Origin of the sequence: Streptomyces sp. NPDC059788 (genome assembly GCF_042732265.1) — a bacterium.
GTDB lineage: Bacteria > Actinomycetota > Actinomycetes > Streptomycetales > Streptomycetaceae > Streptomyces.
In genome coordinates this window covers 82,109-108,312 of sequence record NZ_JBHWHY010000030.1, presented here as the reverse complement: position 1 = coordinate 108,312, position 26,204 = coordinate 82,109, and the positions used below count along the sequence as shown (strand labels likewise).

At 73.9% G+C, this 26,204-nt stretch carries 24 protein-coding genes; 15 read left to right on the top strand and 9 right to left on the bottom strand.

Annotated features, from left to right (window positions below; translation table 11 throughout):
* Nucleotides 1–69: 69 nt before the first annotated feature.
* From ACFV57_RS25630 to ACFV57_RS25615, 4 genes are all read right to left on the bottom strand, one after another.
* Complete coding sequence (locus tag ACFV57_RS25630; RefSeq protein ID WP_385236755.1) at nt 70–687, bottom strand: hypothetical protein; 618 nt, start codon at nt 685–687, stop codon at nt 70–72.
* Nucleotides 684–2,597, bottom strand: coding sequence for a sensor histidine kinase (locus ACFV57_RS25625; RefSeq protein ID WP_385236752.1), 1,914 nt, complete (start codon nt 2,595–2,597; stop codon nt 684–686). The genes ACFV57_RS25630 and ACFV57_RS25625 overlap by 4 nt, the downstream gene beginning before the upstream one ends.
* Nucleotides 2,598–2,635: 38 nt before the next feature.
* Nucleotides 2,636–3,382: a response regulator gene (locus ACFV57_RS25620; RefSeq protein WP_385236749.1), complete on the bottom strand. Its 747-nt coding sequence runs from the start codon at nt 3,380–3,382 to the stop codon at nt 2,636–2,638.
* 220 nt (nt 3,383–3,602) lie between these two features.
* On the bottom strand, nt 3,603–5,144 hold the full coding sequence (locus ACFV57_RS25615) for an AMP-binding protein (RefSeq protein ID WP_385236746.1): 1,542 nt from the start codon (nt 5,142–5,144) through the stop codon (nt 3,603–3,605).
* A 438-nt stretch (nt 5,145–5,582) separates the two neighbouring features.
* Between ACFV57_RS25615 and ACFV57_RS25610 the strand changes: the two genes are divergently transcribed.
* Nucleotides 5,583–6,056 carry a hypothetical protein gene (locus ACFV57_RS25610; protein WP_385236743.1) on the top strand — a complete coding sequence of 158 codons (474 nt, stop codon included), beginning with the start codon at nt 5,583–5,585 and terminating at the stop codon, nt 6,054–6,056.
* 24 nt (nt 6,057–6,080) lie between these two features.
* Here ACFV57_RS25610 and ACFV57_RS25605 read toward each other — a convergent pair whose 3' ends face one another.
* Nucleotides 6,081–7,001 carry a Gfo/Idh/MocA family protein gene (locus tag ACFV57_RS25605; RefSeq protein WP_385236740.1) on the bottom strand — a complete coding sequence of 307 codons (921 nt, stop codon included), beginning with the start codon at nt 6,999–7,001 and terminating at the stop codon, nt 6,081–6,083.
* Between the two features lie 469 nt (nt 7,002–7,470).
* Here ACFV57_RS25605 and ACFV57_RS25600 point away from each other — a divergent pair, with 469 nt between their 5' ends.
* From ACFV57_RS25600 to ACFV57_RS25585, 4 genes are all read left to right on the top strand, one after another.
* Nucleotides 7,471–8,400, top strand: a complete 930-nt coding sequence (locus tag ACFV57_RS25600; RefSeq protein WP_385236736.1) for a trypsin-like serine peptidase — start codon at nt 7,471–7,473, stop codon at nt 8,398–8,400.
* A 61-nt stretch (nt 8,401–8,461) separates the two neighbouring features.
* Complete coding sequence (locus tag ACFV57_RS25595; protein ID WP_385236733.1) at nt 8,462–8,725, top strand: carboxypeptidase-like regulatory domain-containing protein; 264 nt, start codon at nt 8,462–8,464, stop codon at nt 8,723–8,725.
* Between the two features lie 57 nt (nt 8,726–8,782).
* Complete coding sequence (locus tag ACFV57_RS25590) at nt 8,783–9,427, top strand: rhomboid-like protein (RefSeq protein WP_385236730.1); 645 nt, start codon at nt 8,783–8,785, stop codon at nt 9,425–9,427.
* 243 nt (nt 9,428–9,670) lie between these two features.
* Nucleotides 9,671–10,273: a winged helix-turn-helix domain-containing protein gene (locus ACFV57_RS25585; RefSeq protein ID WP_385236727.1), complete on the top strand. Its 603-nt coding sequence runs from the start codon at nt 9,671–9,673 to the stop codon at nt 10,271–10,273.
* 54 nt (nt 10,274–10,327) lie between these two features.
* Here ACFV57_RS25585 and ACFV57_RS25580 read toward each other — a convergent pair whose 3' ends face one another.
* Entirely contained in the window at nt 10,328–11,278 is a 951-nt protein-coding gene (locus ACFV57_RS25580; protein ID WP_385236724.1) for a 1-acyl-sn-glycerol-3-phosphate acyltransferase, read from the bottom strand.
* The gene (locus ACFV57_RS25575; protein ID WP_385236721.1) at nt 11,275–12,156 is read right to left on the bottom strand and encodes a GNAT family N-acetyltransferase; all 882 of its coding nucleotides are present in this window, start codon (nt 12,154–12,156) and stop codon (nt 11,275–11,277) included. Before ACFV57_RS25575 ends, ACFV57_RS25580 begins: the two co-directional genes overlap by 4 nt.
* Before the next feature lie 242 nt (nt 12,157–12,398).
* Here ACFV57_RS25575 and ACFV57_RS25570 point away from each other — a divergent pair, with 242 nt between their 5' ends.
* From ACFV57_RS25570 to ACFV57_RS25535, 8 genes are all read left to right on the top strand, one after another.
* Nucleotides 12,399–13,697, top strand: coding sequence for a sensor histidine kinase (locus ACFV57_RS25570; RefSeq protein WP_385236718.1), 1,299 nt, complete (start codon nt 12,399–12,401; stop codon nt 13,695–13,697).
* The gene (locus tag ACFV57_RS25565; RefSeq protein ID WP_385236715.1) at nt 13,661–14,308 is read left to right on the top strand and encodes a LuxR C-terminal-related transcriptional regulator; all 648 of its coding nucleotides are present in this window, start codon (nt 13,661–13,663) and stop codon (nt 14,306–14,308) included. The genes ACFV57_RS25570 and ACFV57_RS25565 overlap by 37 nt, the downstream gene beginning before the upstream one ends.
* Nucleotides 14,309–14,431: 123 nt before the next feature.
* Complete coding sequence (locus tag ACFV57_RS25560; RefSeq protein ID WP_385236712.1) at nt 14,432–14,677, top strand: DUF397 domain-containing protein; 246 nt, start codon at nt 14,432–14,434, stop codon at nt 14,675–14,677.
* Between the two features lie 173 nt (nt 14,678–14,850).
* A complete protein-coding gene (locus ACFV57_RS25555) occupies nt 14,851–16,860 on the top strand; it encodes a hypothetical protein (protein WP_385236709.1) in 2,010 nt (669 codons plus the stop codon).
* 143 nt (nt 16,861–17,003) lie between these two features.
* Nucleotides 17,004–17,948 carry a metal-dependent hydrolase gene (locus ACFV57_RS25550; RefSeq protein ID WP_385236706.1) on the top strand — a complete coding sequence of 315 codons (945 nt, stop codon included), beginning with the start codon at nt 17,004–17,006 and terminating at the stop codon, nt 17,946–17,948.
* A 1-nt stretch (nt 17,949) separates the two neighbouring features.
* Complete coding sequence (locus ACFV57_RS25545) at nt 17,950–19,044, top strand: PDR/VanB family oxidoreductase (protein ID WP_385236704.1); 1,095 nt, start codon at nt 17,950–17,952, stop codon at nt 19,042–19,044.
* A 67-nt stretch (nt 19,045–19,111) separates the two neighbouring features.
* On the top strand, nt 19,112–19,828 hold the full coding sequence (locus ACFV57_RS25540) for a TetR/AcrR family transcriptional regulator (protein WP_385236702.1): 717 nt from the start codon (nt 19,112–19,114) through the stop codon (nt 19,826–19,828).
* Between the two features lie 43 nt (nt 19,829–19,871).
* Nucleotides 19,872–20,420, top strand: a complete 549-nt coding sequence (locus ACFV57_RS25535; RefSeq protein WP_385236700.1) for a GNAT family N-acetyltransferase — start codon at nt 19,872–19,874, stop codon at nt 20,418–20,420.
* Between the two features lie 348 nt (nt 20,421–20,768).
* Here ACFV57_RS25535 and pulA read toward each other — a convergent pair whose 3' ends face one another.
* A complete protein-coding gene (gene pulA / locus ACFV57_RS25530) occupies nt 20,769–23,399 on the bottom strand; it encodes a pullulanase-type alpha-1,6-glucosidase (RefSeq protein ID WP_385236698.1) in 2,631 nt (876 codons plus the stop codon).
* 31 nt (nt 23,400–23,430) lie between these two features.
* A complete protein-coding gene (locus tag ACFV57_RS25525) occupies nt 23,431–24,840 on the bottom strand; it encodes an alpha-amylase family protein (RefSeq protein ID WP_385236695.1) in 1,410 nt (469 codons plus the stop codon).
* Nucleotides 24,841–25,022: 182 nt separating this feature from the next.
* On the opposite strand from ACFV57_RS25525, the gene ACFV57_RS25520 reads away from it, so the two are divergent.
* Complete coding sequence (locus ACFV57_RS25520; RefSeq protein WP_385236692.1) at nt 25,023–25,493, top strand: hypothetical protein; 471 nt, start codon at nt 25,023–25,025, stop codon at nt 25,491–25,493.
* Nucleotides 25,494–25,629: 136 nt separating this feature from the next.
* Complete coding sequence (locus ACFV57_RS25515; protein WP_385236689.1) at nt 25,630–26,187, top strand: EF-hand domain-containing protein; 558 nt, start codon at nt 25,630–25,632, stop codon at nt 26,185–26,187.
* Nucleotides 26,188–26,204: the final 17 nt, after the last annotated feature.

Here is a 26,204-nt window from a genome sequence, read left to right as displayed (position 1 = left end):
TCCGGGCGGCCGGGCGTCCGGGGGTGGGTCCGGGGGCCCGTGAGACGGCGCGGCCGGGGTGCGGGAAGGCTACGGGCCAGGAGTGCGGGTGGGTTCCGGACCGGTGACCGGTAGGGCGATGCCGTTGCTGGAGCAGTGCACCGTCCAGGGGGCGCCCCGGCTCTCCGGCTCGTAGATCCGGACATCGACCTGAGTGGCCGGGCGGCCACCGGGGAGGGCGGAGTTCGCGGCCGTGCACGCGATCTGGTGGACCGCCGCGGCCTCCATCCGTGCCACCGGCGTCGGGAGGAAGACGCTCACCGCGCCGTTCGCGGGGACGGCGGTGAGCCGGCCGGACATCGGCGGCACCACGCTGACCAGCCCGCGCGCCCGCTCCGCCGCGGTGGGCCCCTTGAGCAGCAGGTCCAGGGCCTCCTGTGGTCCCACCGGTCCGTCGGCCGGGCGAACCGCCGCGTGAATGCCGAGGGGCGAGAGGAAGAAGATGCGGGCGGTGTAGGTGGTGGTGCCCGGCTGCCGGATGCCCTGCGCGGGGGCGCCTGCCTGTACGTAGCCGGTGGGGGCGATACCGCAGCCGGTGAGGAGGAGAGGGAGGAGGAGGGCGGTCAGGAGAGCGGCCAGATGGGGGACGGGGGGCGGGGTGGTCGCCTTGGAGGTGGTGGTCTGGGTCGGTCGGGCCGGGGGCCTCATGGGCGGTCCTCGGGTGCGGGAGCGGTGGGGTGGGAGGCGGGGACGGTGGTGGGGTGGGAGCTGGGGCCGGTGGTGGGGTCGGTGGCGTCCGGCCCCGGTCCTGGTCCCGGTTCCGGCCCCGGTCCCGGCCCCGGCCCCGGTCCCGTCAGCGGATCAATCGGGAGTTCGACCGTGAACACCGTCCCCCCGCCCGGGGCGTTGGCCGCGCGCAGGGTGCCGCCGTGCAGCCGTACGTTCTCCATGGCGATGGCCAGTCCCAGACCGCTGCCGCTGGAACGGGCCCGGGCTGCGTCGGCCTTGAAGAAGCGGTCGAAGACGTGCGGGAGGGCCTGCGGGTCGATGCCGGGGCCCTGGTCGGCCACGTCGATACGCAGGCGTCCCGTCGTCGCGTACGCCGTCAGCCGCACCGGCACGCCGCCGTGCCGCAGCGCGTTGCCGACCAGGTTGGCCACGACGACGTCGATACGGCGCGGATCGAAGCGGGCCCGCAGGCCCTCGGGCAGCGCGGTCTCGACCTGGTCCTGCCAGCCGCGCAGCTGGAGGGTCTTGCGCAGGGCGACGGCGACGTCGATCTCGTCGAGGTGCAGGTCGGCGGCGCCCGCGTCGAAGCGCGAGACCTCTATCAGGTCCTCCACCATGCGGGCGAGTTTGGCGGTCTCGTCGCTGATGAGACGCACCGCGTCGGCGGTGTCGGGGTCGAGTCGCGCCGCGTCCTCGTCCAGGACCTCGGTGACGGCGGCCATGGCGGCCAGCGGGGTGCGCAGTTCGTGCGAGACGTCGGCGGCGAAGCGCCGGGCGTTGGCCTCCATGCGGCGCAGTTCGGCGTCGTCCTTCTCCAGGGCGCGGGCCATCTCGTTGAAGGTGACGGTGAGGTCGGCGAGTTCGTCGCGGCCGGTCACCGGGGAGCGGGTGTCCAGTTCGCCGGAGGTGATGCGTTCGGCCGCCTCCCGCAGGCGGCGGACCGGCCGCAGGACGCGGCGGGCGGCGAACAGGGCGGGGACGACGGCGAGCGCGAGCGCGGGCAGTGCGCCGGCCTGGGCGGCGGTGACCAGGGCGGCGATGTCGGCCTGCTCGTTGTCGAGGGCGAACTCGGCGTAGACGATGAGGCCGGAGGGCTTGTTCTCGCGGGAGGAAGAAGATGGGGAGGTGGTCGGGGAGGGGGAAGAGGACGGAGAGGTTGTTGAGGGGGCTGGGGTTGCGGCTCCTGCGCCGGACCCGTACCCCTTGGCCGCCGGATCGGTGAAGTCCACCGGCATGCCGATCGCCAGCCACGGCTGCCCGCCCCGGTCGACGCGCTGGAAGATGGGTGCGTGGTGGGCGCGTACGGCCGCGCGCAGCCCGTCAGTGACCGCGCCGCCGCGCTCGCGCCCCGGCGCATCACCACCCTCGCGCCCCGCCTGCCCGCCGCTCCCCGGCGCACTGCCGTCCTCGCGCCCCGGCGCTTCGCCGCTCCCCCGCCCCGCCTGCCCGCCGCCCCCGCCTCCCGGCGCGCCGCCGCTCCCGCCCCACGGCCCGGGGACGACCGGCGCGTCCTCGTACTGCGCGTAGGTGCGCCAGTCGCGGGAGCCGCCCGCCCGGTCGAGCTGGGTGACGAGGTTTTGCAGGTCCTCGCGCCGGGGCGGGAACGGCAGGTCGGGGCCCAGGGACTCCATCTGGACGCGCAGGTCGTGCACGGCGGTGTTCTGTGTGCGGGCCAGTATGGCGGTACGGGCCTGCCGGAAGGTGAGCGTCGCGGTGATCAGCGCGCTGAGCGCGGAGACCACGAGGAAGCCGACGACGAGGCGGGTACGCAGCCCGCGCAGCCTGGTGTACGCGGCGGCCAGCCGCTCCCGGCCCCGCCCCGACGCGGTCCCTGCCCGAGCCGACGTGGCCCCTGCCGGAGCCGACTCGGCCCCTCCCGAGGGAGGCACGGTCCCTTCCGAGGAGGGCCGGGTGCGGGACCGCGCGCTCACAGGGGTCCGAACCGGTAGCCGAACCCCCGTACCGTCTGCACGTACACCGGCGCGCGCGAATCGTCCTCGACCTTGGAGCGCAGCCGCATCACGCACGCGTCCACCAGCCGTACGTCCCCGTAGAAGCTGTGCTCCCAGACCTGTTCGAGGAGTTGCTGGCGGCTGAAGACCTGGCCCGGTGAATCGGACAGGAAGAGCAGCAGCTTCAGTTCGGAGGGGGCCAGCACGACGTCCTGGCCGTTCTTGGTGACCAGGAGCGCCGCGCGGTCGATGGTCAGCGCGCCGAACGACACCCGGGAGGCGGGCCCGGGCGCGGACCCGGGCGAAGGCCCGTAGGGAGAACCGGGCGAGGACGCGTTGCCGCCCTCCCCGTGCCGCTCCCCCACCACCCGCCGCAGCACCGCCCGCATCCGTGCCTGGAGCACCTCGCCCCCGGCGGGCTTGACCACGTAGTCGTCCGCGCCCGCCTCCAGGCCCACCACCATGTCGATGTCGTCGCCGCGCGCGGACAGGATGATGATCGGGATCTGCTGTGTCTCGCGGATGCGGCGGCACACCTCCAGGCCGCTCATGCCGGGCAGCATCAGGTCGAGCAGCACGAGGTCCGGGCGGAAGCGTTCCAGCGCGAGGAGCCCGGTCTCGCCGCTGGCCGCCGCCTCGACCTCGTGGCCGCGGCGGCGCAGCGCGAGGTGAACGCCTTTGCGTACGGCGGGGTCGTCCTCGATCAGCAGCACACGGGTCATCAGGCGGTGGTCTCCGAACGGTGGCCGGGCGGACGCTCGTCGAAAGCGTACGGCGGGGGCGGGAGCTGACCATGGTGCGCGCTGTTCGTGACGCCGTGTCTCGCATTGTGTGAGGAATTGATGACGGCGTCGGCGGAGCGGTGGGCCCGGCCCTCCCGCGTCGGCCGGCATCCGCCGGCGCCTCGCGCCCGACGCCCCGCGCCCTCCCGCCCCGCTCCTCCTACCGCCCCACCAACTCCGCCTTGAGCCGCTTCTTGTCCGGCTTGCCCACCGAGGTGAGCGGGATGCTGTCCACCTGGTGCACGCCGCGCGGCGCGTACATCGTCCCCTTGTGCGCCACCACGAAGTCGGTGATCTGCCCGGGGTCGACCGTGCGCCCCGGGGCGGGGACGACGGCGCAGTGCACCTCCTCCACCTCGTCGGCGGTGCGCACCCCGAAGACCGCGCAGTGCGCGACGTCCGGGTGGGTGTGCAGCAGGTCCTCCAGCTCGCCCGGGTAGACGTGGCCGCCCACCACGATGACCATGTCCTTGACCCGGTCCATCAGGTAGAGGTAGCCGGCGCCGTCCAGGTAGCCGATGTCGCCGGTGCGCACCCAGCCGTCGCGGATGACCTGTGCGGTCAGTTCCGGCTTCTTCCAGTAGCCGGTCATCATGCCCTCGGAGCGGACGTACACCTCGCCGCTGGTGTCCGGCGGGAGGCTGCGGCCCTGCTCGTCACGGATCTCGACGGCCACGCCGGGTACGGGCCGTCCGACGGTGATCTGCCCGCCCTGCCCGGTGATGTCGTGCTCGGCCGGGTTCATCTCGGTGAGCAGCAGGGCCTCGGACTGCCCGTACCAGCCGTAGAGGACCGGGCCGAGCAGGTCGAGGCCCTGCCGCAGCCGGGACGGGGAAGCCGGGCAGCCGCCGTAGGTGATGCGGGTGAGGCTGGTGAGGTCGGCGGTGGCGAGGTCGGGGTGGTCGAGCAGTTGGTAGAGGAGGGGCGGGAGCAGCCACATGTGGGTGATGCGTTCGCGGGCGACCGCGGCGAGGACCGCGCCGGGCTCGAATCCGTCCTGGAGGACGACGCTGCCGCCCGCGACCAGCGTCATGTCGGACAGCTGTCCGGCCAGATGGGCGAGTGAGGTGCAGACGAGCAGGCGGGCCGGGTCGCCGGCCGAGGCGAAGCGGTAGGCCACCGCCTTCGCGTACGGGCCGTGCGCCATCTGGATGCCCTTGGGGACACCGGTCGTGCCGCCCGTGTAGCGGATGCACCAGTCGTCGTCGGCACGGGCCGCGCTCTCGACCGTACGGCCCGACGGGCGGGCGGCGGCAGCGGCGGTCAGATCCTCGGCGTCCAGGCCGCTGCCGCCGGGGCCCAGCGTCAGGACGTCCGGCGCGACGCCGTCCAGGTGCGAGAGGAGTTCCGCGGCGGGTTTGGCCGATTCCGGACCGACGAGGAGCAGGACGGTTTCCGCGCTCTCCACGACGCGTGCCTGGGTTTCCGGGGCCTGCCCCTCGTACAGCAGCACGATCCGGGCGCCGAGCAGGTTGACCGCGTACCGGGCGGACAGCGCCTCCGGCCGGTTGCCGGTCAGCATCGCGACCGTCCGGCCGCGTCCGATTCCGCGGTCGGCCAGTTCCGCCGCGGTGCGGTGGACGCTGTCGTGGAAGTCGGCGGCGGTGATGTCCCGCCCCTCGGAGGTGGTCAGCACCCGGCGTCCGGGGTGGTCCGCCAGTTCCTGGAGAATGCTTTCGACGTAACTCGTGAACGCTGTCATGAGCTGCGCCTCCTTGTCGTACGGCGCACAGACGTGCGGCGCGGAGTGCGGGCGTGGGGAGCGCGAAGGGCGCGGTCACGACGTTAGGCGGGATTCCCGATGCCTTCCAAGACCAGTTTCGGCATGTAGCGATACCCGGGAAGGTATAAGCCGGTCCCGTGGTTCCTTCCGCGTGGTTCCTGCCGTGCGGCAGGCGTGCGGAAAGGCGATGTCGCCACGCGTTGTCATACCTTCGGCCATTTCTTTCTCCGCCCTTACGGTGAGGAAAAGGACGGGACCGCCGATTAACGTGGACTGCTCGTCGTGCCATTCCGTTACGACGTCACCGCCGTCCCGACGGAACTGCCGTAGCACCGTCATCGCCGTAGCACCGTCGCTGCCGTGACTCCGCCATTGCCGTACCGCCGCCATTGCCGTATCCCCGGAGAGGAGCTGCCCATGGGTTCCAACGTGCTGTTCGGGGGCGTGTACGGAACGGTGCTCGCCAGTGCGCTGCTGGCCGCCCTGCAGAGCGCGGGAACGCCGTTCACGCCCGTGTACGACGCGCTGTGGGTGCTGGTCACGGCCGTGACCGCGGCGCTCGCGCACGGCTACGCCCACCACATGTCCACCCACCGCGGCCACACCGCCGGCCACCGCTGGTACGCGCTCTGGCACCGGCTGATGGACGAGTGGCCGCTCGTCGTCGCCTCGCTGCCCACCGTGGCGCTGCTGCTGGCCGCGGGCGGCTGGAACTGGCCGGAGGGCCCCACCACGGCGGCCGGGCTGACGCTCAACGCCACGCTGCTGTTCGGCTGGGGCGTGGCCGCCGCGCTGCGGATGGGCTACCGCAGGCGCGGGGCCGTGCTGATCGGGGTGGCCGACGCCGCGCTCGGGCTGTTGATCGCGGTGGCGAACGCCCTGATCAAGTGAGGGGCGGGGCGCCCGCCCCGCCGGTCAGACGCCCGCTCCGCCCGCTTCCCCGTGCCCTTCGAACGACGCCTCCGCCGCCGCCAGCACCTCCGTCACCCGCAGCCCGAACCGCGCGTCGCAGGCGTGCCGTGTGCCGCTGCGTACGGCGGCGAGCAGCGCGTCCACCGCGCGCGCGTAAGCCACCTCCGGGCCGTCCTGGCGACGCGGGAGCGAGGTGGTGCCCGAGGTGCCGTACAGGGTGACGGAGACCGCGGAGGCCACCCGCGGCGCGGTCAGGCTGACCGTCGCCGAGCTGGCCGCGCCGCCCGTGTGCCGGAGGGTGAGCAGCACGGTGTCGCCGGGGCCGCGGGTGGCGGTGACCTGCTCGGCGTCGCCGAGGACGGGCAGCAGGAGCGACAGGGCGTGCGGGCCGACGTCCCACAGGGCGCCCTTCTCCCGCCGCCAGGGCGAGGCCGCGTACGGGCTGTCACTGTCGGCCGCGAAGACCGAGCCGAGCCAGTCGGCGTGCGCGGTGAACCAGCCGCCGGTGGCCGCGGCCCGGTCGACCCACTCCCCCTCCGCGTCGCCGAAGCGCGCGGTGAAGAACACGACGGAGGCGACGCCCGCCCGCTCGGCGGCGTCGGCCACCGCGCGCGCTTCCGGGACCGTGGTGGCGACCGGCTTGTCCAGGAGGAGGTGGCGGCCGGCTTCGGCGGCCCGTACGGCGAGGTCGGCCTGGACGGCGGGCGGGAGCGCGATGGCGAGGGCGTCGGTGTCGGCGAACAGTTCCTCGGGCGTCGCGTACGGGCGGGTGCCGTGGCTCGTGGCCAGCGCGGCGGCGGCTTCCGGGCGGCGTCCCCAGACGCCCGTCAACGTGACGCCGGGGTGGGCGGCGAGGGCGGGGGCGTGGACGCGCTGCGCCCAGGGGCCGGTGCCGAGGAGTCCGATGCGCAAGGTCGTCGTCATGGACGCCAGTGTGCCCCGCGCCGCAAGGGCGCCCCAGTAGCGCCCGCGCCGCACGCCGCTTCCCGCCACACGTACCCGGGCCCCGCCCCTCCTCCCGTACGCGTACCCGCGCCCGCCGCGCCCCCGCGCCTCGTCCGCCCTCACGCGCCCGCGCGCACGAGCGGGCGCGTGAGGGCGCGTGCGGTCGGTCTCTTCCGTGTACGTCCGTTCCTCCCCCGCAGCACCTCACAAGCCCCCTCCGTGCCCGTTCTCCATGCGGAAGTTCTCCGTGGGCAGGGTGTCCCGTGTTCGCGGCCCGTCTCGTGCTGTTGTCGGGGCAGTTCGGGACAGATGACGTAGGAGAGGGCTATCCGCAAGAATTCGGCGCATCTTTCGTTGTCCGGCCCCGGGGACCGCAGTACAAGGAGAGGACTCCCACAGGAGGACTCCCACTGTGCACCGCGAGAACCGAGAGGCCCGGTGAACAGCAATGCCGATCGAGTTCCACACCGCCGTCTCCAACGAGCCGGAGGAACAGCAAGTCGTCTTCACTGCCGAGGAGTTGGCCGTACAGGCGCCGTCCGAGGGGCCGCAGGGCGACGCGGCCAGGCCCACCGGCGACGGCCTGGAGAACGTACGCGGCTACACCCGTCCCGAGGGCACACCGGAACAGCTCTGGCAGCCGCCCACCGCGGCGCTGCCGGACATCGGCGAGGCGTCCTTCGGCCCGCCCCCGGTCGCCGCCGAGACCGTGCACGGCCCGGACGACCGGGTGCAGATCACCGACACGTCCGTGTACCCGTGGCGGGTGCACTGCTCGCTGCTGATCACCGCGGCGGACAACTCCCGCTGGATCGGCACGGGCTGGTTCATCGGCCCGCACACCCTGGCCACCGCGGGGCACGTGGTCTACATCAAGAACAGCGGGGTCGCCGGGCGCGACGGCTGGGTCAAGAGCATCAACGTGATGCCGGGCCGCAACGGCAACACCCTCCCGTACGGCGTCGTCACCAGCACCAGCTTCCGCACGGTCAACGGCTGGGCCAACAACGGCGACGAGAACTACGACTACGGCGCGATCATCCTGCCCACCAACCTCGGCAACACCACCGGATGGTTCGGCTTCGGCGTGTGGTCCGACGCCGACCTGCTCAAGACCGTCGGCAACATCTCCGGCTATCCGGGTGACAAGCCGGCCGGTACGCAGTGGTACGACGCGCGCGGCGTCGCCTCCGTCGGCCCGCGCAAGGTGTACTACGACATCGACACGGCGGGCGGCCAGAGCGGCAGCTCCGTCTACCACTTCTACAACGGCGGCCGGTACGGCATCGCGATCCACGCGTACGGCGGCGCCGTCACCAACTCCGGCACCCGGATCACCACGCCGGTGTACAACAACTACGTGTCGTGGAAGGCATGACCGTACGGGCCCGCGCCGGGCGCCGTACGGCATGAGGACCCGAGGAGACGAAGGGCCCGATATGGCGGTGATCTCCGGAGTGGTGGTGGACACGGACGGCCGGCCCGTCCCGGACGCCCGGGTGTACCTCGCCGCCGGGCCCGGGCCCTTCCCGGACGTGGCCGCGCTCACGGACGACCAGGGGCGCTTCGCCCTGTCCGCGGGCGCCGACGGCAGCTACACCGTCGAGTGCCGGTCGGAGGGGGACGACGCGCCGCGGACCGCAGGGTCAGCGGTCACGGTACGCGGCGGTTCGGCCGATCCGGTCGAGATCCGCCTCGCCTGAGCCCGGTCCCGGCACCGGCCCGGCCGGTGCCGGGTGCGGCCAGGGATGATGGAGGGCATGAAAGCGCGCTCCGCCTGTGCTCCCTGGCTCACCCCGCTGTACGTCGGCGCCGTCCAGCTCGGCGCGTACGCCACCGCGCGGCTGCCCGCGCAGGAGCGCGCCGAGCTGCTGCGCGCGCACTCCACCAACGTCCACAACCTGCGGGCAGGCCGCTGGCGGACGCTGGCGACCAGTGCCGTGTTCGTCGAGGGCCCGCTGCCCGTCCCGTACGGGATCGCGCTGCTCGCGGCACTCGGCACGGCCGAGGCGGCGTGGGGCACCCGGCGGGCGGCCGGGATGTTCGCCGCCGGACACATCGGCGCCAGCGTGCTCGTCTACGGCGGGCTGCGGGCGGCCCGCGCGCTCTCGCACGAGGCCGTGACGCCCGACACCGAGCGGGCCGTGGACGTCGGCGCGAGTTACGGCTTCTACGCCACGCTGGGCGCGCTCGCCGTTTCCGTACCGCACCGTGGCGCGCGGGCCGCCGCCACGGTGGGGCTGCTGGCACTGGGCGCGCACCCGGTGCTGCGCCGGCGGCGGGACTTCACGGACGTGGGGCACCTGGCGGCGCTGCTGCTGGGCATGGGCGCGGGCGCCGCGTTCCGGCGCCGTGCGACCGCCCCGTTCCGCCGTCCGGTTCGCGTCGATCCGCAGGCCACGTGAAGGACAGATCAACGGCCGTCTGGTTGAATGGGGGCATGGCCAGCCTTACCGACACCGCGACGGGTCGCAGCGACCTCAAGCCTTTCTGGCCGTCCCGGCAGGGGCATCACTTCGACCGTCTGTGTTGCCGCGCGCACTGAGCGCGGGCCCGCACACGCCTCACCGACGCCTTCCACCGCGTCCCCAGCCCTGCCCGCGCGCACGACGTCCCCGACGCCCCTCTGCGCGAAAGAGCTGACGATCATGACGAACGTCCGTACCCTGCCCGCCCCTTCCGCCACCGCCTCCGCGACGGCCGCCTCCCCCGCCCCGGCCGTGCCCGGCCGGCCGCGCCAGCGGCTGCGCGCCGTGGCACCCGACGAACTGCCACCGGTCGCCGACCTGCTGACCTCCGGCGCCACCTGGCTCCCGGCGCCGCAGCACAGCCTGCCCGCGCTCCCGGGGCAGCCGGCCATGGTCGGCTACCTGGTGCTCGTACCGGCGGAGCAGGTGCCGGCCGCCGCGGCCGCACCGTCCGCGCCGCCCGGGGAACCGGCCGCCGCGGCGGCCACGACCGGCGACGAGACCGTGCGCATCGACCCCGAGCAGCGGACCGTGCACGTCCTCGGCCGCGCGCTGGACCTGACGTACCTCGAATTCGAGCTGCTCGCCCACCTCGTGGCGCACCCGCACCGGGTGCACACCCGCGACCAGCTCGTCACCACGGTGTGGGGGTACGGGCACGTCGGCGACGGCCGTACGGTCGATGTGCATGTCGCCCGGCTGCGCCGCAAGTTGGGCGCGGGCCTGCGGTCGTCGATCGTGACCGTACGGCGCGTCGGCTACAAGTACGTACCGGGCGTCTGACCGGCACGCACCCGGTACGTGCCCGGTTCGCACCCGGTACGTACCGGGGCTCCGCTACGTGGCCAGCAGTTGGCCCTCCGGGCGGCCGGGCCGGCGGCCGAGCGCGTGCTGCCGGGCCGGCTCCCGTCCGGTGCCGGTCACGGCGGCGCGGGCCAGGTCCGCCAGCGCGCGCCGGTCGGTGGTGCCGGGCCCCGGGAGCAGCGGCGGATGCACGGTAACCCGCACCGTCAGTCCGCGCGCGCCGACCACCCGCCGTACGGAGGACAGGAATTCCTCGTCACCCAGGAAGCCCGCGACGGTGCTGGGCAGCCCGTGCTGCTCGTAGGCGACCGTCACCGGCCGTACGGGCGCGCCCGCGTCCAGCGCCGCCTGGAAAGTGGCCCGGCGGAAGGCGCCGTGCGCCACCGAGCACCAGGTGGTGGCCTGCGGAAAGGCGGCCACCGAGCGCCCTGAGCGCAGCAGGTCCGCCAGATCCGCGACGGCCGAGGGCAGTTGGCGCGGGCTTTCGCGGTCGATGAAGCGGGTACCGGCGCGGCGCGCGAGGGTGCCGACCAGCGGCCAGTCGCCGACCTCCCGCTTGGCGAGCAGGGTCACCGGCTCGACGGCGAGCAGGGCGGGGATGTCCAGCCAGGAGATGTGGTTGGCGACGACGAGGGTGCCGGGGCGGGGCGCGGCGGCCCGCCCCGGGGTCCCGGTCGGGGTCGCGCCCGTGGGGCCGGGCACGGCCGCGCCGGTTGAGCCTGGCGGGCGCGCGGCCGGTGCCGCCAGGCCCGCCGTGTCCGCCGCGGTCTCGACGACGAGCCGTACGCCGATCGCGGCCAGCACCGCCCGCGCGTGCGCCCGCAGCCGCGCCGGTTCGGCCATCCGCTCACCGTCCCGCAGTGCGCGGCCCGCGGCCCGCGCGAAGGCGGTGCAGCGCCGGGCGGTCTCCGTGAGCGGGACGCGTGGCGCGGCGTGGGCCGCGCAGTCCGCGGTGCACTCGGACCGTACCTCCCAGGTGCTCATGCCCGGCTCCCGGCGGACGCCTCCCGGCGCTCCGGCGCGTCCCGTCCGGCCTGCTGGTCGCCCAGGAAGAAGCGGCGGTAGCGGTCGTTCAGGCGGTCCATGTCAAGCACCACGAAGAAGTCGGCGACGTCGAACTCCGGGTCGTGGGCGGGCGGTCCGCACACCCACGCGCCGATCCGCAGGTAGCCGCGGAGCAGCGGGGGCAGCAGCGACGGGTTCGGCCGCGCGTCCGGCCCCGGGCCCGCGGGCCGCCACGGGTGGTGCGGCGTGACCCGCAGCTCCGGCGGCGCGGCGTGCCGGGTGCGGCCCAGCTCCCAGGCGGCCTCCGCGGCGACGCCGCCGTCCCCCAGCGGTACGGAGGCGCAGCCCGCCAGGTAGCGGTGCCCGGACAGCAGGGTGTAGCGGGCCAGCGCGGCCCACATGAGGTTGATGACGGCGCCGCTGCGGTGGCCGGGGTGGACACAGGAACGTCCCGCCTCGATGAGCGAGGGACGCAGCGCGGCGAGCGCCGTCAGGTCGAACTCGCCGTCGGAGTAGAGGCGCTCGCCGCGCCCCGGCGGCAGCAGCCGGTAGGTGCCGACCACGTCGCCGGTCGCGGTCTCGGTGACGATCAGATGGTCCGCGAGGTCGTCGACGGGGTCGATGTCGTGGCCCGCCAGGGGCGAGTGCAGGGTGGCGCCCATCTCCTCGCCGAAGACCTGGTGGCGCAGGCGCTGGGCGGCGCGTACCAGGTCCGGCGTGCCGGCGATCGAGGTGGTGTACGCGGCGGGGGCGCCCGGGGCGGGGACCGGCGCGGGGCCGGGTGCGCCGCCCGGAGGCGTGGCGGTGGTGGCTGGTGTGGGGGCGGTGGCGGCGGGCACGGTCGCGGGGACGCTCATGGGGCTCTCCGTCCGGAGGAGTCGAGACGTGATGAGGCCGGCAGGGGTCGCGGATACGGGAGAAGGCGGGGACGGCCGGGGCGCCGGGCCCGCGGGGGACGGCGTGCGCCGGACCGCGGCCCGCGACGGTGGGGCCGGCTACACCCCCCTTGGGGGGCGGGACCCCATGACCTGGTCTTCTCCACCAGGCAGACTGTTCCCGTGCCCGACGTCCGGGCGCATGAAGCACAGGGAGCGTACGGATGAGGGTCCGCCGAACACTGGTTGCCGGAGCCCGCGGGCTCGGGCTCGCCGCCGTCTCGCTCGTGGGCTCGGTCCTGCTCTTCTCGCTGACGGCCGTCTCGCTGGCCCTGCTGCCCATCGGGCTGGGGTGGCTGACCACACCGTTCGCAGTGCAGCTGACCCGCCGCTTCGCGGACCGGCGGCGGGCGTGGGCGCACGACTGGGCGGGCATCCGGGTGCCGGCCGCCTACCGTCCGCTGCCCGAACGGCAACACGGCCTGCCCGGCCTGGTGCAGCGCACCCAGCACCTGCTGCGCGACCCGGCCACCTGGCGGGAGCTGCTGTGGCTGCTGGTCGACATGACGGCGGGGTTCCTCACGGCACTGCTGCCGGGGCTGCTGATCGCGTACGGCATCGAGGGCTTCGTCATCGCGGTGCTGGTCTGGAACGGCGTGATCGACGACTACGTGTACGGGTTCCTGTTCGCCCCGGACCCCGTGCAGGTGGCCCTCATGCCGGTGCTGGGGACCGTGATCCTCGCCGCCTCCGTCTTCAACACGAAGCTGCTGCCGCTGCACTTCCGGCTCGCCGCGGTCTTCCTCACCCCGCCCAAGACCGAGCTGACCGCCCGCGTGGCGCGGCTGACCGAGACCCGGCACGACGCGGTGGACGCCTCGGCCGCAGAGCTGCGCCGCATCGAGCGGGACCTGCACGACGGCGCGCAGGCCCGGCTGGTCGCCATGGGCATGGACCTGGGCACGATCGAGGCGCTGATCGAGCACAACCCGGCGAAGGCCAAGGAACTGGTCGCCCACGCCCGTACGTCCTCGGCGGAGGCCCTGTCCGAGCTGCGCGACCTGGTACGCGGCATCCACCCGCCGGTGCTGGCCGAACGCGGGCTGGACGACGCCGTGCGGGCGCTGGCCCTGCGGATGCCGCTGCCGGTGGAGGTGACCGGACGGCTGCCGGGCCGCCCGGAGGCGCCGGTGGAGTCGGCCGCGTACTTCTCCGTGAGCGAGCTGCTGACCAACACCGCGAAGCACGCGGACGCCGCGCGGGCGTGGGTGGACCTGGACTACACCGACGGACGGCTGCGCGTCACCGTCGGCGACGACGGCCGGGGCGGGGCGGTCCTGCCGCCCGCGGGCGGCGCGGACGTGCCCGGCCAGGCCGGTACGCACTCCGGTCTGCGCGGTCTCGAACGCAGACTCGGTACATTCGACGGCATCTTGGCCGTCAGCAGCCCGGCGGGCGGCCCGACCCTGGTCACGCTGGAGATCCCGTGCGCGTTGTGCTCGCCGAAGACCTCTTCCTCCTGAGGGACGGTCTGATACGGATGCTGGAGGCGTTCGACTTCGAGATCGCCGCCGCCGTCGACAACGGCCCCGATCTGGCGAGGGCGCTCGAAGAGGAGCAGCCCGACGTCGCGGTGGTCGACGTGCGGCTGCCGCCGTCGTTGACGGACGAGGGCCTGCAGTGCGCGCTGGCCGCCCGCCGCGCCCGGCCCGGCCTGCCGGTGCTCGTCCTCTCCCAGCACGTGGAGCAGCTGTACGCGCGCGAGCTGCTGGCCGACGGCACCGGCGGCGTCGGCTACCTGCTCAAGGACCGGGTCTTCGACGCCGAGCAGTTCATCGACGCGGTACGGCGGGTGGCGGCGGGCGGTACGGCCATGGACCCGCAGGTGATCGCGCAGCTGCTGTCCCGGCGGGCGCGCGACCGGCCGCTGGCCCGGCTGACGCCGCGCGAGACCGAGGTGCTGGAGCTGATGGCCGAGGGGCGCTCCAACACGGCCATCGCGGGCAAACTGGTCATCACCGAGCGTGCCGTCGCCAAGCACACCTCCAACATCTTCGGAAAGCTGGAGCTGCCGCCGTCCGACGACGACAACCGGCGGGTCCTGGCGGTGCTGGCCTACCTGGACCGCGGCTGAGCCCGCCCGCCCCGCCCGGACTGTTAGCACACCTCGGGGCACCTCTGGAAGCTCATCCGGTCACCGCGTACGCTGACGGTCCGTACGCAGACCCGTACGGACCGCGAGCGAGGAGTTCACCGAATGAGTGCCGCAGCTGAGAAGGAGTGGCTCTACGCCCTCGACATCTCCGACGCCACCTGGCAGCGCGCCCCGGGCGAGTCCGAGGAGGCGGTGGAAATCGCCTTCCTGGAGAAGGGCGCGGTGGCCATGCGCAATTCCAAGGAGCCGGACGTGGTGCTGCGGTACACCGAAGCGGAGTGGCGCGCGTTCGTCCTGGGCGCGCGGGACGGGGAGTTCGACCTCGATCGCGAGCACCTCCCGGAGTAGACCGCGCAACCGGCTGCGGTACGGGGCGGGTTGGAGCTGCCGTACCGGAACTGGTGGTAGGGGGCGGCGCCCATAGCGTCAAAGCTGGAGGCCGGGTGGAGGCGGCGCCCGTCGCGCCGGAAGGGCGCGCGTGGACGAGGTGACCATCGCAGTATTCACTCGTTTCACCGAACGTGGAGCAGCAGCAGGCAACAGCCCCCCGCCCATCCGGCCTCCGTCCCGGCGCCGGTGACAGCCCGGCCGCGTTCGTCGACGTCGACCGGGCCGAGGCGGCCCTCGTCGAGCACTATCCGCGGCTGACGCGTCTCGCCTATCTGGTGCTGCCGTCGGCGCTGGGGCGCAACCGGCGTGTTCTGAAAGCGCATTCGGTCGTCCAGCGCGCGCTGCCACGCCGGGGCGTGTCCGCGCGACTGCCCGCCCTGCCGCCCCAGCGCCACTCCGGCCGCCCCGGCCACCCCGTCACGAGCCCCGGTTACGCGTTCGTACGACTGCGGGTCCTGCGCGCAGCCCTGGCCGCCGAACGACCGCGCGTACGACTGCCGTTGATGCGCCACGAGATGCCCGTACCGCCGCTGCCGCCCCTGCTGCCGCAGGTCTGGGGCCTGCGGCTGTTCCCGCGGTCCGGCGGCGCGGACGAACTCGTCCTGGACCGGACGCTGTCCGCCCTGCCCGCCCCGGCCCGCGCGGCGTACGTGCTGCGCGCGCTGGAGGGCCTGGGCGACACGGAAGTACGGGCGCTCCTGGAAGCGGCCGACGCCGAGGACGCCCAGGGCGCGCTGGCCGCGGCGGCCGGGGTGGCGCCACCGGCGGGCAGCCGGAGCCGGTCGCTGCTGGAATCCGCCGAGTTCGATCCGTGCTCCCTCCAGGCCCGGCCCACCGACCTCCTGCGGCGCCGCCGGCACAGCCGCGCGGCGCTGGCGGCGGGGGCGGCGGTGCTGGTGTGCGGTGCGCTGCTGACTCTGCCGGGCGGCGGTTGGGGCCCCGATGGCGCCGCGGCTCCCCCGTACGCCGAGAACGCGGCGGCGCAGGCCGCCCTGGACCCCGCCAAGGTGACGCGGGCCGCCGCCGGAGCATGGCGGCACGCGACACGGCGGGGTTTCTCGGCGTGGCCCGCCCGCGGAGACCGCACGCACGACCAGGCGCTCCTGCGGCGCGCGCTGGCCGTGTGGGCCAGGCCCGGCCCGGACGTGCGGGTCTCGGCGACTCCGGGCACCGCCGAGGGCCCCGCGGCCGGTCCGCCACAGCTGCTCTACGCGGGTGTGGCGGACCGGGCTGCGGTGGTGCTCCTGTACGACGGACTGCGCGTGGTGCGCTACGCGGAGCCGGTGGACGGTTCCGGTGCGCCGGGTGGGGGCCCTGGCGCGGCGCTGGACTTCGCCCGTACGGACGGTGCGGACAGCACCTCCGCCACGGCGCTGGTGCTGAACCGCTCGGACAGCAACGTCCGTTACCTGACCGCCCCATGGATCGAGCACGCCGAACTGACCGACCTCCTGAAGCCCGGCGGCGCGGCCCAGCCGCTGCCCGTCGGCGAGGACGGCACGACCGCGCCCGCGCCCTCCCCCGCGCAGGCCACGACCTGCACCACGTGGCAGGCCCTGCGGATGGACGGTCACCTCTTCACCGACCTCGGCGAACTGGTCCCGGCCCGGCTGACGTCCGGCGCCCCGGCGCAGCCCGGCGAGCCGGACGGGCCGCAGGCGGGCACGGCCTGGGCGCGTACGGCGTGCCATCTCGGCGGGCTGCGCGGCCAGGGCGTACGCACGGTCAACTCCTGGGAGTTCGCCCGGCAGCAGCTGCCCGCCGGGGGCGGCACCGCGGCGTGGGTGTGCACGCGTGCCGAGACCTGGCGGGGCGCGGGCAGCCGCACGTTCGCGCAGGTCCAGGCGCCGCCCCCGGCCGGACAGCGGTACGCGCCGGGCACCGTGGTGGCGCGCTCCGAGGGCGGCCCGGGATGCGGTCCGCGCGAACCGTGGGCGCTGGCCGGGGTGCTGTGGAAGGCGGCCGGCGGGCAGTGGTGGCTGGTGGCCGCGGGCAGCGCACAGCTCACGGAGATCGGCGCGGGCGGCGGCGTCACGGGCCGGGCGGCGGGCTCACAGCTGGCCGTACCGGCCGCGGCGGGTGCCGAGGCGGAGCTGTCGGGGCGGCTGCGGAGCGGGGAGCGGGTCACGGGGTTGCGGTAGGGGGCGGGCCGAGGCAGTACGGCGGATACGGGCCGAGGCGGTACGGCCCCGGGCGCCGGGGCGGCGCGGCCTACGGAGGTCCGTCGCGGGAATTCCCTGCCGAGGGCTGTTGCCGATCCCGTACCCGCCAGTACATTGACGCCATGTCTAATACGGCCTCGTTGCGGCCCCGGCCGGTCGCGTCCGAGCACACCCCGCTGAAGGCACGCAACGTCGCCTTCGACTGGGCGGACACTCCCCTGCACTGGATTCCCGGCGACCCGGACAGCACCCACACGATCAACGTGCTGCACCTGCTGCTGCCCGCCGGTGAACGCTGGTTCGTGCACGTCTACAAGCAGGTGCTGCCGCAGATCAGGGACGCGCGGCTGCGGGAGGACGTGATCGGGTTCATCGGCCAGGAGGCGATGCACTCCCAGGCGCACGACGACGTCCTGCCGCACCTCAAGCGGCTCGGACTGGACCCGACCCCGTACACCGCGCAGGTCGACTGGCTCTTCGAGAAGCTGCTCGGCGACCGGACCCTGCCGCCGGGCCGGGCGCGCCAGTGGTGGCTGATGGAGCGCGTCGCGATCATCGCCGCGATCGAGCACTACACGGCCTTCCTCGGGGACTGGGTGCTCAACGCGGAGGCGCTGGACGCCAAGGGCGCCGATCCGACGATGCTGGACCTGCTGCGCTGGCACGGCGCCGAGGAGGTCGAGCACCGCTCGGTCGCCTTCGACCTGTTCATGCACGTGGACGGCGGCTACCGGCGGCGGGTGCGCACCTGGGCCACCGCCTTCGGCGCGCTCGTCTTCCTCTGGCAGCGCGGCACCCGCTTCTTCATGGCGAACGACCCGTCGCTCCCGGACGGCCGGGCCAGCTTCCAGGAGTTCGTACGGGGCGGGCGCCAGGGCGTGCTGCCCACCGCCGCCGACATGGCCCGCTCCATCCCCCAGTACCTGAGCCGGACCTACCACCCCTCGCGGTACGGCAGCACCGAGCAGGCCGCCGCGTACCTCGCCGGGTCCCCCGCCGCGACCGCCGCCGAGGCCCAAGCTCCCGAGCCCCACCCGACGAAGGCCCACCCGACAGGAGCCGCCTGATATGCCGCCCCTCCCCCGGATACGTACGGTCCTGGTCGCCGCCGGTGCCGCGCTGGTCGTCCAGCGTGCCCTGCGGCGGCGTATCGGCCGCGCGCCGCTGTGGCCGATGCCCGCCCTGGAGAATCCCGTCTCCGGCCGGGGCCGGGACCGCTCCGGCCCCCTGCGGCTGCTGGTCGTGGAGCGTGCCGAGGAGGCCGAGGGCGTCGTACGGCTGCGCCTGGAGGGCGAGAACCTGCCGGCCTGGGAGCCCGGGGCCCACCTGGACGTGGTGCTGCCCTCGGGTGCCGTACGGCAGTACTCCCTGTGCGGCGACCCCGCCGACACCGGCTCGTACACGATCGCGACGCGCCTGATCGAGGACGGCCGGGGCGGCTCGCGGGAGGTGCACGAGCAGCTGCACGAGGGCACGGCCGTCGAGGTGCGCGGGCCGCGCAACCGCTTCCGGCTGGAGGAGTGCCACGCGTATCTGTTCGTCGCGGGCGGTATCGGCATCACGCCGATCCTGCCGATGCTGCGCCAGGCCGAGTCCGAGGGGGTGCCCTGGCGGCTGGTGTACGGCGGGCGGTCGCGCGCGTCGATGCCGTTCCTGGAGGAGATCGAGAAGCTGGCGGGGGCCGCGTCGGACCGGGTGACGGTGGTCGCCGAGGACGCGGACGGCCTGCCCGACCTGGCGGGCGCGCTCGCCGGGGCCCCGCCGCACGCCGCCGTCTACTGCTGCGGCCCGGACCCGCTGATGGACGCCGTGGCCGGGCTGCTGCCGCAGGGGGCGCGCGGACTGACGCTGTACACCGAGCGGTTCGCGCCCGCCGCGGCCCTGCCCGCCGGGGAGAACGCGGAGTTCGAGGTCGAGCTGCGGCGCACCGGCCGCACGGTCACCGTCCCGGCGGACGGCAGTGCCCTGCGTGCCATCCGCGAGCAGGCGCTGCCCGACCTCCCGTACTCCTGTGAGCAGGGCTTCTGCGGCACCTGTCAACAGCGGGTGCTGTCCGGCGAGGTGGACCACCGCGACGAGCTGCTCACCGACGCCGAACGTGACGACTCCATGCTGATCTGCGTCTCGCGGGCCCGGGGCGGGCGCCTGGTCCTCGACCTCTGAGGGCGCCGGGACCGGTGTCCACGGCCGCTCGATTCCGTGGCGCGTCCCCGGTCGTTAGGGTGTGCGCATGACCAACGGGGCGCGCCGCAGGATGGGTGTCGAGGAACGACGCGAGCAGCTGATCGCCGTGGCGCTCGGCCTGTTCAGCCACCGGGCCCCGGAGGAGGTCTCGATCGACGAGATCGCCGAGGCGGCCGGGATCTCCCGGCCGCTGGTCTACCACTACTTCCCGGGCAAGCAGAGCCTGTACGAGGCGGCGCTGCGGCGGGCGGCCGACGAACTGGCGGCCCGCTTCGTCGAGCCGCGCGAAGGCCCGCTCGGCGCGCGTCTGCTGCGCGTGATGGAACGATTCTTCGACTTTGTCGAGGAGCACGGGCCCGGCTTCTCCGCGCTGATGCGCGGCGGGCCGTCCATCGGCGCCATGGAGGGCGTCGGGTCGGGCCGGACGAGCGCGATGATCGACGGGGTGCGCCAGGCCGCGTACGAGCAGATCCTCGCCCACCTCGGCGTGACCGGCCCCGCGCCGCGCATGGAACTGGTCGTCCGCTCCTGGATATCGCTCGCCGAGACGACGGCGCTGATCTGGCTCGACAGCCGCGCCATCCCGCGCGGCGAGCTGGAACGCCAGCTGGTGCACGACTTCGCGGCGCTGGCCGCGGTGAGCGCCGCGTACGACGAGGAGACGGCCGCCGTCCTGGGGCGCGTCCTGGCCGGCGAGCCGTCCGACGGGCCGTTCGGCGAACTGCTGGCCCGGCTCGTCGCCCTGGCGCCGCAGCCGCGGTGAGACGGACGAGTCCGTTCCGCCGCCCCTGCGGCACAATCCGCGCATGGACATGATCACCTTCCGTCTCGCCGCGGACACCGACGCCGACGTGGCCGCCCTCGTCGCGCTCTACGACGGCGCCGCCCGCTGGATGCGGGACCGGGGCATCGACCAGTGGACGCCGGGCGAGCGGGACGCGGAGCACTTCCGGCTGCGGATCAAGCAGGACGAGGTGTGGTTCGCCGAGGTGGGCGGGGAGATCGCCGGCGCGTGGGAACTGTGGTGGGAGGACCTGCCCGCGTGGGGCCCGCAGCCGCCCGTCGCGGGCTATCTGCACCGGCTGATGGTCGACCGCGACCGGGCACCGGCGGGCACCGGCCGCGCGATGCTGGCCCGTGCCGAGCAGCGGATCGCCGAGGCGGGACGTCCGCTGAGCCGCCTCGACTGCAAGTCGGGCAACCCGCGCCTCCAGCCGTACTACGAGAGCGCCGGCTACCGGGCCGTCGGGGAGCAGCGGGCGAAGGAAGGCTCGGACGGCAGCAGGTACACCGTCACACTGCTGGAGAAGCGCCTGTTCGCGCCGGGCGCGGACACCGGCGCGCAGGAGCGGTAGGGGCGCACATCCAGCGCAGGGCACCGGCGCGCGCCGCGTCGCCGCACAACCGGGAGAGGTTGTACGGCCCTTTGTCCGGCGCTTCCCGGGCTTTCGGACAATTCCCGGGCGGCGCACAGTGGTGTCACCGGGGCCTGAGGGCACGGGATCACGGGGGCCCATGGAGTCCGCTCCGGCGGACGGATGGGGGAACCATGGGGACGATCCACGGGGGAAACCGGGCCCCGGAGCCGCCATCGGCGGACGGGCCGTCCATGGGCAGGGCGGCCCATGGACGGCCCCACAATCCGGCGGAGCGGATGCCTTGGCGCCGGTGGGACGCGCCCGCCCCGGACAGCCGCCGCCCGCCTACCGCGCCGCGAAGACCGCCACCGTGCGCGCCGGCACGCCGAACGTCGCCGTGCGCCGGTCGTACGTCGCCGTCCGCACCACCCGGTCCGCGCCGCGCGCCTGCACGCGGTGCAGGCCGTACCGCTGCCCGGCCAGCGCCGGAACACGCTGGACCTGCCGCTGCGGCGTCGCGTTGAAGACCACGACCAGCCTGCCCAGCCGCATGGTCACCACGCCCGGTGTCTCGGCCGTTCCCGACAGCGGGAAGGAGAGCGCGGCCTGTACGGCGGCGGTGCTGGTCAGGCCGAAGGCCGGTTCGGTGGCGTGGATGCGGAGCAGGTCGCGGTAGGCGGCGGAGGCCGCGGTGATCTGCGCGCAGCCGGGGCGCAGGGCCGGGTCGGCGAGCAGGGGCCGGGCGTACGGCCATTTGTCCTTGTTGTCGGCGGCGGGCGGCAGGCCGCGCCCGAAGCCGTTGCCGTCGCGGCAGTCCCAGTGCAGGGCGTTGAACCAGTCGCCGCTCTCGAAGGAGTTGCGGTCCAGGGACTTGGAGCGGAGCAGGTCGCTCCCCGCCTGGGAGAGGGCCGGGCCCTGGGACAGGGCCGCGGTGGCCATGGCCACGACCTGCATACGGGCGCGGTCGGTGGCGGACGTGCCCTGCGGCAGCTTGTAGGCGAGGGCGTCGTACAGGGTCTCGTTGTCGTGGGCGTCGGCGTACGCGAGGGCGTCGCCGGGGGCGGCTGCGTATCCGGCGGGCGCGCCGTTGTAGTCGACCTGCGAGCCCTTGACCGTGCGGCCGGAGGTGTCGGTGAAGGTGTAGTCGGCGAGGTTGCCCGTCAGCCCCACCTTGAGGAGGTCCTGGTAGTGGAGGAGCCTGGCGCGCTGTTCGGCGGGAGTGCCGTTGGCGGGCGAGGGGTTGGGGGCCGTGTAGAGGCCGGAGGCGAAGCCCTGGACGCGCGGGTCCGCGTCGAAGGGCCCGCCGCCGCGTACGGCGTCGCGCGCGCGGTCGCTGAAGGTGGCGATGCCGGTGCCCGCCATGTTCCGCTGGGTGGCCTGCACGAAGCGCGCGTCGTCCGCGACCTCGCCGAAGTTCCAGCCTTCCCCGTACAGGACGATCGCCTTGCCGTCCACGCCGTCCTCGGCGGGCGTCAGTGCGTCGAGGGCCTTGCGCACGGCCAGGATGTTGGCCTTCGGGTGGTGCCCCATCAGGTCGAACCGGAAGCCGTCGACCTTGTACTGCCTGGCCCAGGTGACGATCGAGTCGACGACGAGCCGGCCCATCATCGTGTGCTCGGGCGCGGTGTTCGCGCAGCAGGTGGAGGTGGCCACGGCCCCGTCGTCCAGCAGCCGGTGGTAGTAGCCGGGGACGATGCGGTCCAGTACGGACCGTGCGTCCTGCCCGCTCGCGGCGGTGTGGTTGTAGACGACGTCCATGACGGTGCGCAGCCCGGCTCCGTTCAGCCCCTGCACCATGCGGCGGAATTCGACGGTCCGCGCGCGCGGCGAATCCGGGTCCGAGGCGTACGAGCCTTCCGGCACGGTGTAGTGGAACGGGTCGTAACCCCAGTTGTAGGCGTCACGGGCAGCGGTCCTGCCGACGCATTCCTGCTGCTGCTCGGAGTCGGCGGGCAGCGCCGCCAGGTCGCAGCCCGGCCGGGCCTGGTCGGAGCGCCGCTCGGGGATGGTCGCGATGTCGAAGGCGGGCAGCAGGTGGACGTAGGACGTTCCGGCGGCGGCGAGGGCCTTCAGCTGCCGCATTCCGGCCGAGCGGCGGTCGGTGAAGGCCAGGTACCGGCCGGGGTGCCGGGACGTGCGGTCCGCGACGGAGAAGTCCCGGATGTGCAGCTCCTGGATGCGGGCCCGGTTCAGCGGCACGGCCGCCGGCTTCCTGAGCTTCGTCCAGCCCTTCGGCGCGAGGCGTGGGTCGGCGAGGTCGACGACGAGGCTGCGGGCGGAGTCGGCGGTCAGGGCGGTCGCGTACGGGTCGGTGACCTTGTTCGTGACGAAGCGGCCGGCGGCGGGCGCCCACACGGTCACGACGTACCGGTACGGCTTGCCCGCCCAGCCCCGCGCGCCCCGTACCTGCCACACGCCGCTCGCGTCGTCCCGCCGCATCGGGACCGTACGGCCGTCGAGTTCGAGCGCGACGGTGCGGGCGGTCGGCGCCCAGACGGAGAGGGTGGGGCGGCCGTGCCGGAAGACCGGGCCGAGCGGCGCGCCGGCGGCGGCCGGGCCGTACAGGTCGTCCAGTACGCCGGGGATCTGTACGCCGGTGCTGACGCGCCGCCCGTCGGCGTCCCGCTGCACGGCCACGACCCGGTCCCGCAGCGCGGTGCGGGCCAGTCCGCTGTCGCGCGGGGCGACGGCGAAGGCCGGGAAGTCCTTCAGGTGCGGGTACGCGGCTCGTTCGGCGGGCGTGAGGCTGCCGGGAGTCAGCCGTATCCGCCCCTGCTGTCCCTGCGCCCCGAACTCCAGCTCGGCGGGCGCGTGCCGCGCCCCCTTCCAGACCACGGTGTCGCGGTCGATCCACTGCGCCGCCGCCTGGGCGGGAGCCGGTGGCGGTGCTGCGTTCGCGGAGGGCGGGGCGGGCAGGACCGCCGCGCACAGGGCCATGGCCACGGCTGTGACGGTACGGCGGAGGGTGCGCCTCACGTAAGGACTCCTTCAGGACGTTCGGGGGTGGTCAGCCGCAGCCGCGCGCGCCGACGTGCAGCGCCAGCGCCGTGTTCGGGGCGAGCGTGGCGGTGAAGCGCCCGTCGCCGTCCACGGTCACCGGCTTCCGGCTCTGTACGTCGCAGTACGTGCCGGCGGGCAGCGAGGTCCGGAACGTACGGCTGAGCGCGCCGCTCTCGTGGTTGATCACGGCGTAGCCTTTGTCGCCGCGCCCGAAGGCGATCGCGTTGTTGCCGTTGTCCCACCAGTCGCCGACGGCCGCGCCGCGGGTCGCGTTGCGGAAGCCGACCATGGCGCGGATCTCGGGCCAGTTGTGCTGGCATTTCCATCCGTCCTGCCAACAGGCGCGCACCGCTCCGCCGTTCGGCGGCCCCGCGTCGTCGTCGGAGAACTCGTAACCGGAATGCACGTCCGGGGCGCCGTACGGCCAGGCCAGCATGTAGACGTTGGCGAGGGTGTAGTCCGCGCCGTTCTTGTAGCTGAGGGTCGAGCCGTTGCGCTCGGTGTCCCAGTTGTCGACGAAGACACCGGACTGCCCGGAGGGCATATAGGCCCAGCCCTCTCCGAAGTTCTTCAGGTAGGCCAGCTTCTCGTTCTGGAACACGCGCTTGAGGTCGCGCCCGTAACGGAATTCCTGTACGTCGCCGTTGCCCAGGTACTCGGTCGGGGAGACGGCTTCGCCCTCCCCGTATATGGCCTCCTGTTTCCAGTAGACGGACGGCTTCTTCAACAGCCGTTTGACCGCGGCCAGATCCTCCGCCGGTATGTGCTTGGCCGCGTCGATCCGGAATCCGTCCACGCCGAGCGACAGCAGGTCGTCGAGGTACGCGGCGATCCGCGACCGGACGTACGGCTCGCCGGTGTCCAGGTCGGCCAGCCCGACCAGTTCGCAGTGCTGGACGTTCCGGCGGTCGCGGTAGTCGGTGACCTGCCCGGTGCAGTCGTCCATGTCCTGGCGCTGGTAGGTCCCCGGGTAGTCGTACTTCGTGTACGACGATCCGCCGGTGCCCGTCCCCGACCCGGCGGACATGTGGTTGATCACCGCGTCCGCGACGACCTTGACGCCCGCCGCGTGGCAGGCGTCCACCATCTTCTTGAAGGCCGCCCGGTCGCCGAGCCTCCCGGCGATCTTGTAGCTGACCGGCTGGTACGAGGTCCACCACGGGGCGCCCTGGATGTGCTCGGAGGCGGGCGAGACCTCCACATAGCCGTAACCGGCCGGGCCGAGGGTGTTCGCGCACTCCTCGGCGACCGACGCGTAACGCCACTCGAAGAGTTCGGCGGCCACGTCCTTCGCCCCGGGCGGCGCCGCGTACGCCGGAGGCGGCGGGGCGAGGAGGGCCGCCGCCGCACCGGAGAGAAGGGCGAGCGCGGCGGCCACGGGTCTGCGGGCGGACCGGCGACGGCGGGTGGTGGGCATGGCTCCTCCTGAGGGGGTGGGAGGTGTTCAGCCGTTGTTCTATCCGCCGCGGTTGATTGTTGCAAGACTTTGCGCAAGAGATTGCAGCGAGGTTACGGCAGCCGCTCCGGGCGGCACCGGCGGCACCAGTGGCGCACGGGAGCCGATGGTGCTTCCGGTGCGGCGCCGGTACCGTCGGTGGTATGGGGGATGACACACCGCGCCGGGACATCGACGAGCGGACCGTCACGAATGTGTTCAACGCCGAGGTCAACCACGGCCTGGTGATCCAGACCGGCACCTTCGACGGCGATGTCCATGTGCACACACCGCCGGGGCGGAGCCCCGAACAGGACGCCGCCATGACGGAGCTGAAGCGGCGTCTGGAAGCGCAGGAGCGGGCGGAGCGGGAAGCCGGTCTGCGCAGGGAGCAGGAGCGTCGGCGCCGAAGGCGCAACCAGGAGCTCGCCGGGGAGCTGCAGGCGCGGGAGGACCGCGTGCGCCCCATCAGGACGCTGGCTCCCGCCGCGTTCACCGTACTGGCATTCGTCCTGCTCCTGGTCGGAAACTTCTCCTTCCTCTCCTACGCCGGGATCTTCGTCTGCTTCACCTGCGCGGCCGTGGCCCGCTACGCCCCCACCTCGGTCCTGGAAGAGTTCCTCGGCAAGAAGTGAGGCCGGGCGCGGCACCCGCCCCGCGCAGGCATCCGGCGCGGGGGTCCACCCGGCCAAAACCGTCGTTGACCGCTTCGCGCGGCGGCAGTTACATGGGACGCGCCCCTGACGCATCGCGGAAGGACGGTGGGACCCGATGACGGAACATGACGCCCTGGAGCGCAAGTTCAGCATTCTCTTCGACTGGATCGACCGCACCGAGGACGGCTGGCTCACCCGCGAGGACTTCGAGCAGATGGCCGGGCTGTTCACGGCGGTGGCCCGGCCCGGGGACCACGAGAACCGCACCGCGCTGCGCGAGGCGTTCGGGCTGTGGTGGCAGGTGCTGCTCGACGCGGGCGGGGCGGACGGCGAGGGGCGGGTGGGGCGCCGCGCGTTCATCGACCTGATGCGCTCGCACGTCACCGAGCCGAAGAACTTCGAGCATGTCGTGCTCGCCATCGTCGACGCGCTCATGCGGACCCTCGACACCGACCGCAACGGCGTGCTCACCGCCGACGAGTACGTACGGATGTACGAGGCGCTCGACATCGAACCGGCGAAATCGGCCCCCGCCTTCCAGCGGCTGGACCGCGACGGCGACGGCGCCATCAGCCACGCGGAGTTCCGTACGGCCATCGAGGAGTTCTACCTGAGCGCGGACCCGCAGGCCCCCGGCAACTGGCTGCTGGGCTCGCCGCTCGCGCCGGGCTGACGGCCGCGGGACGACGG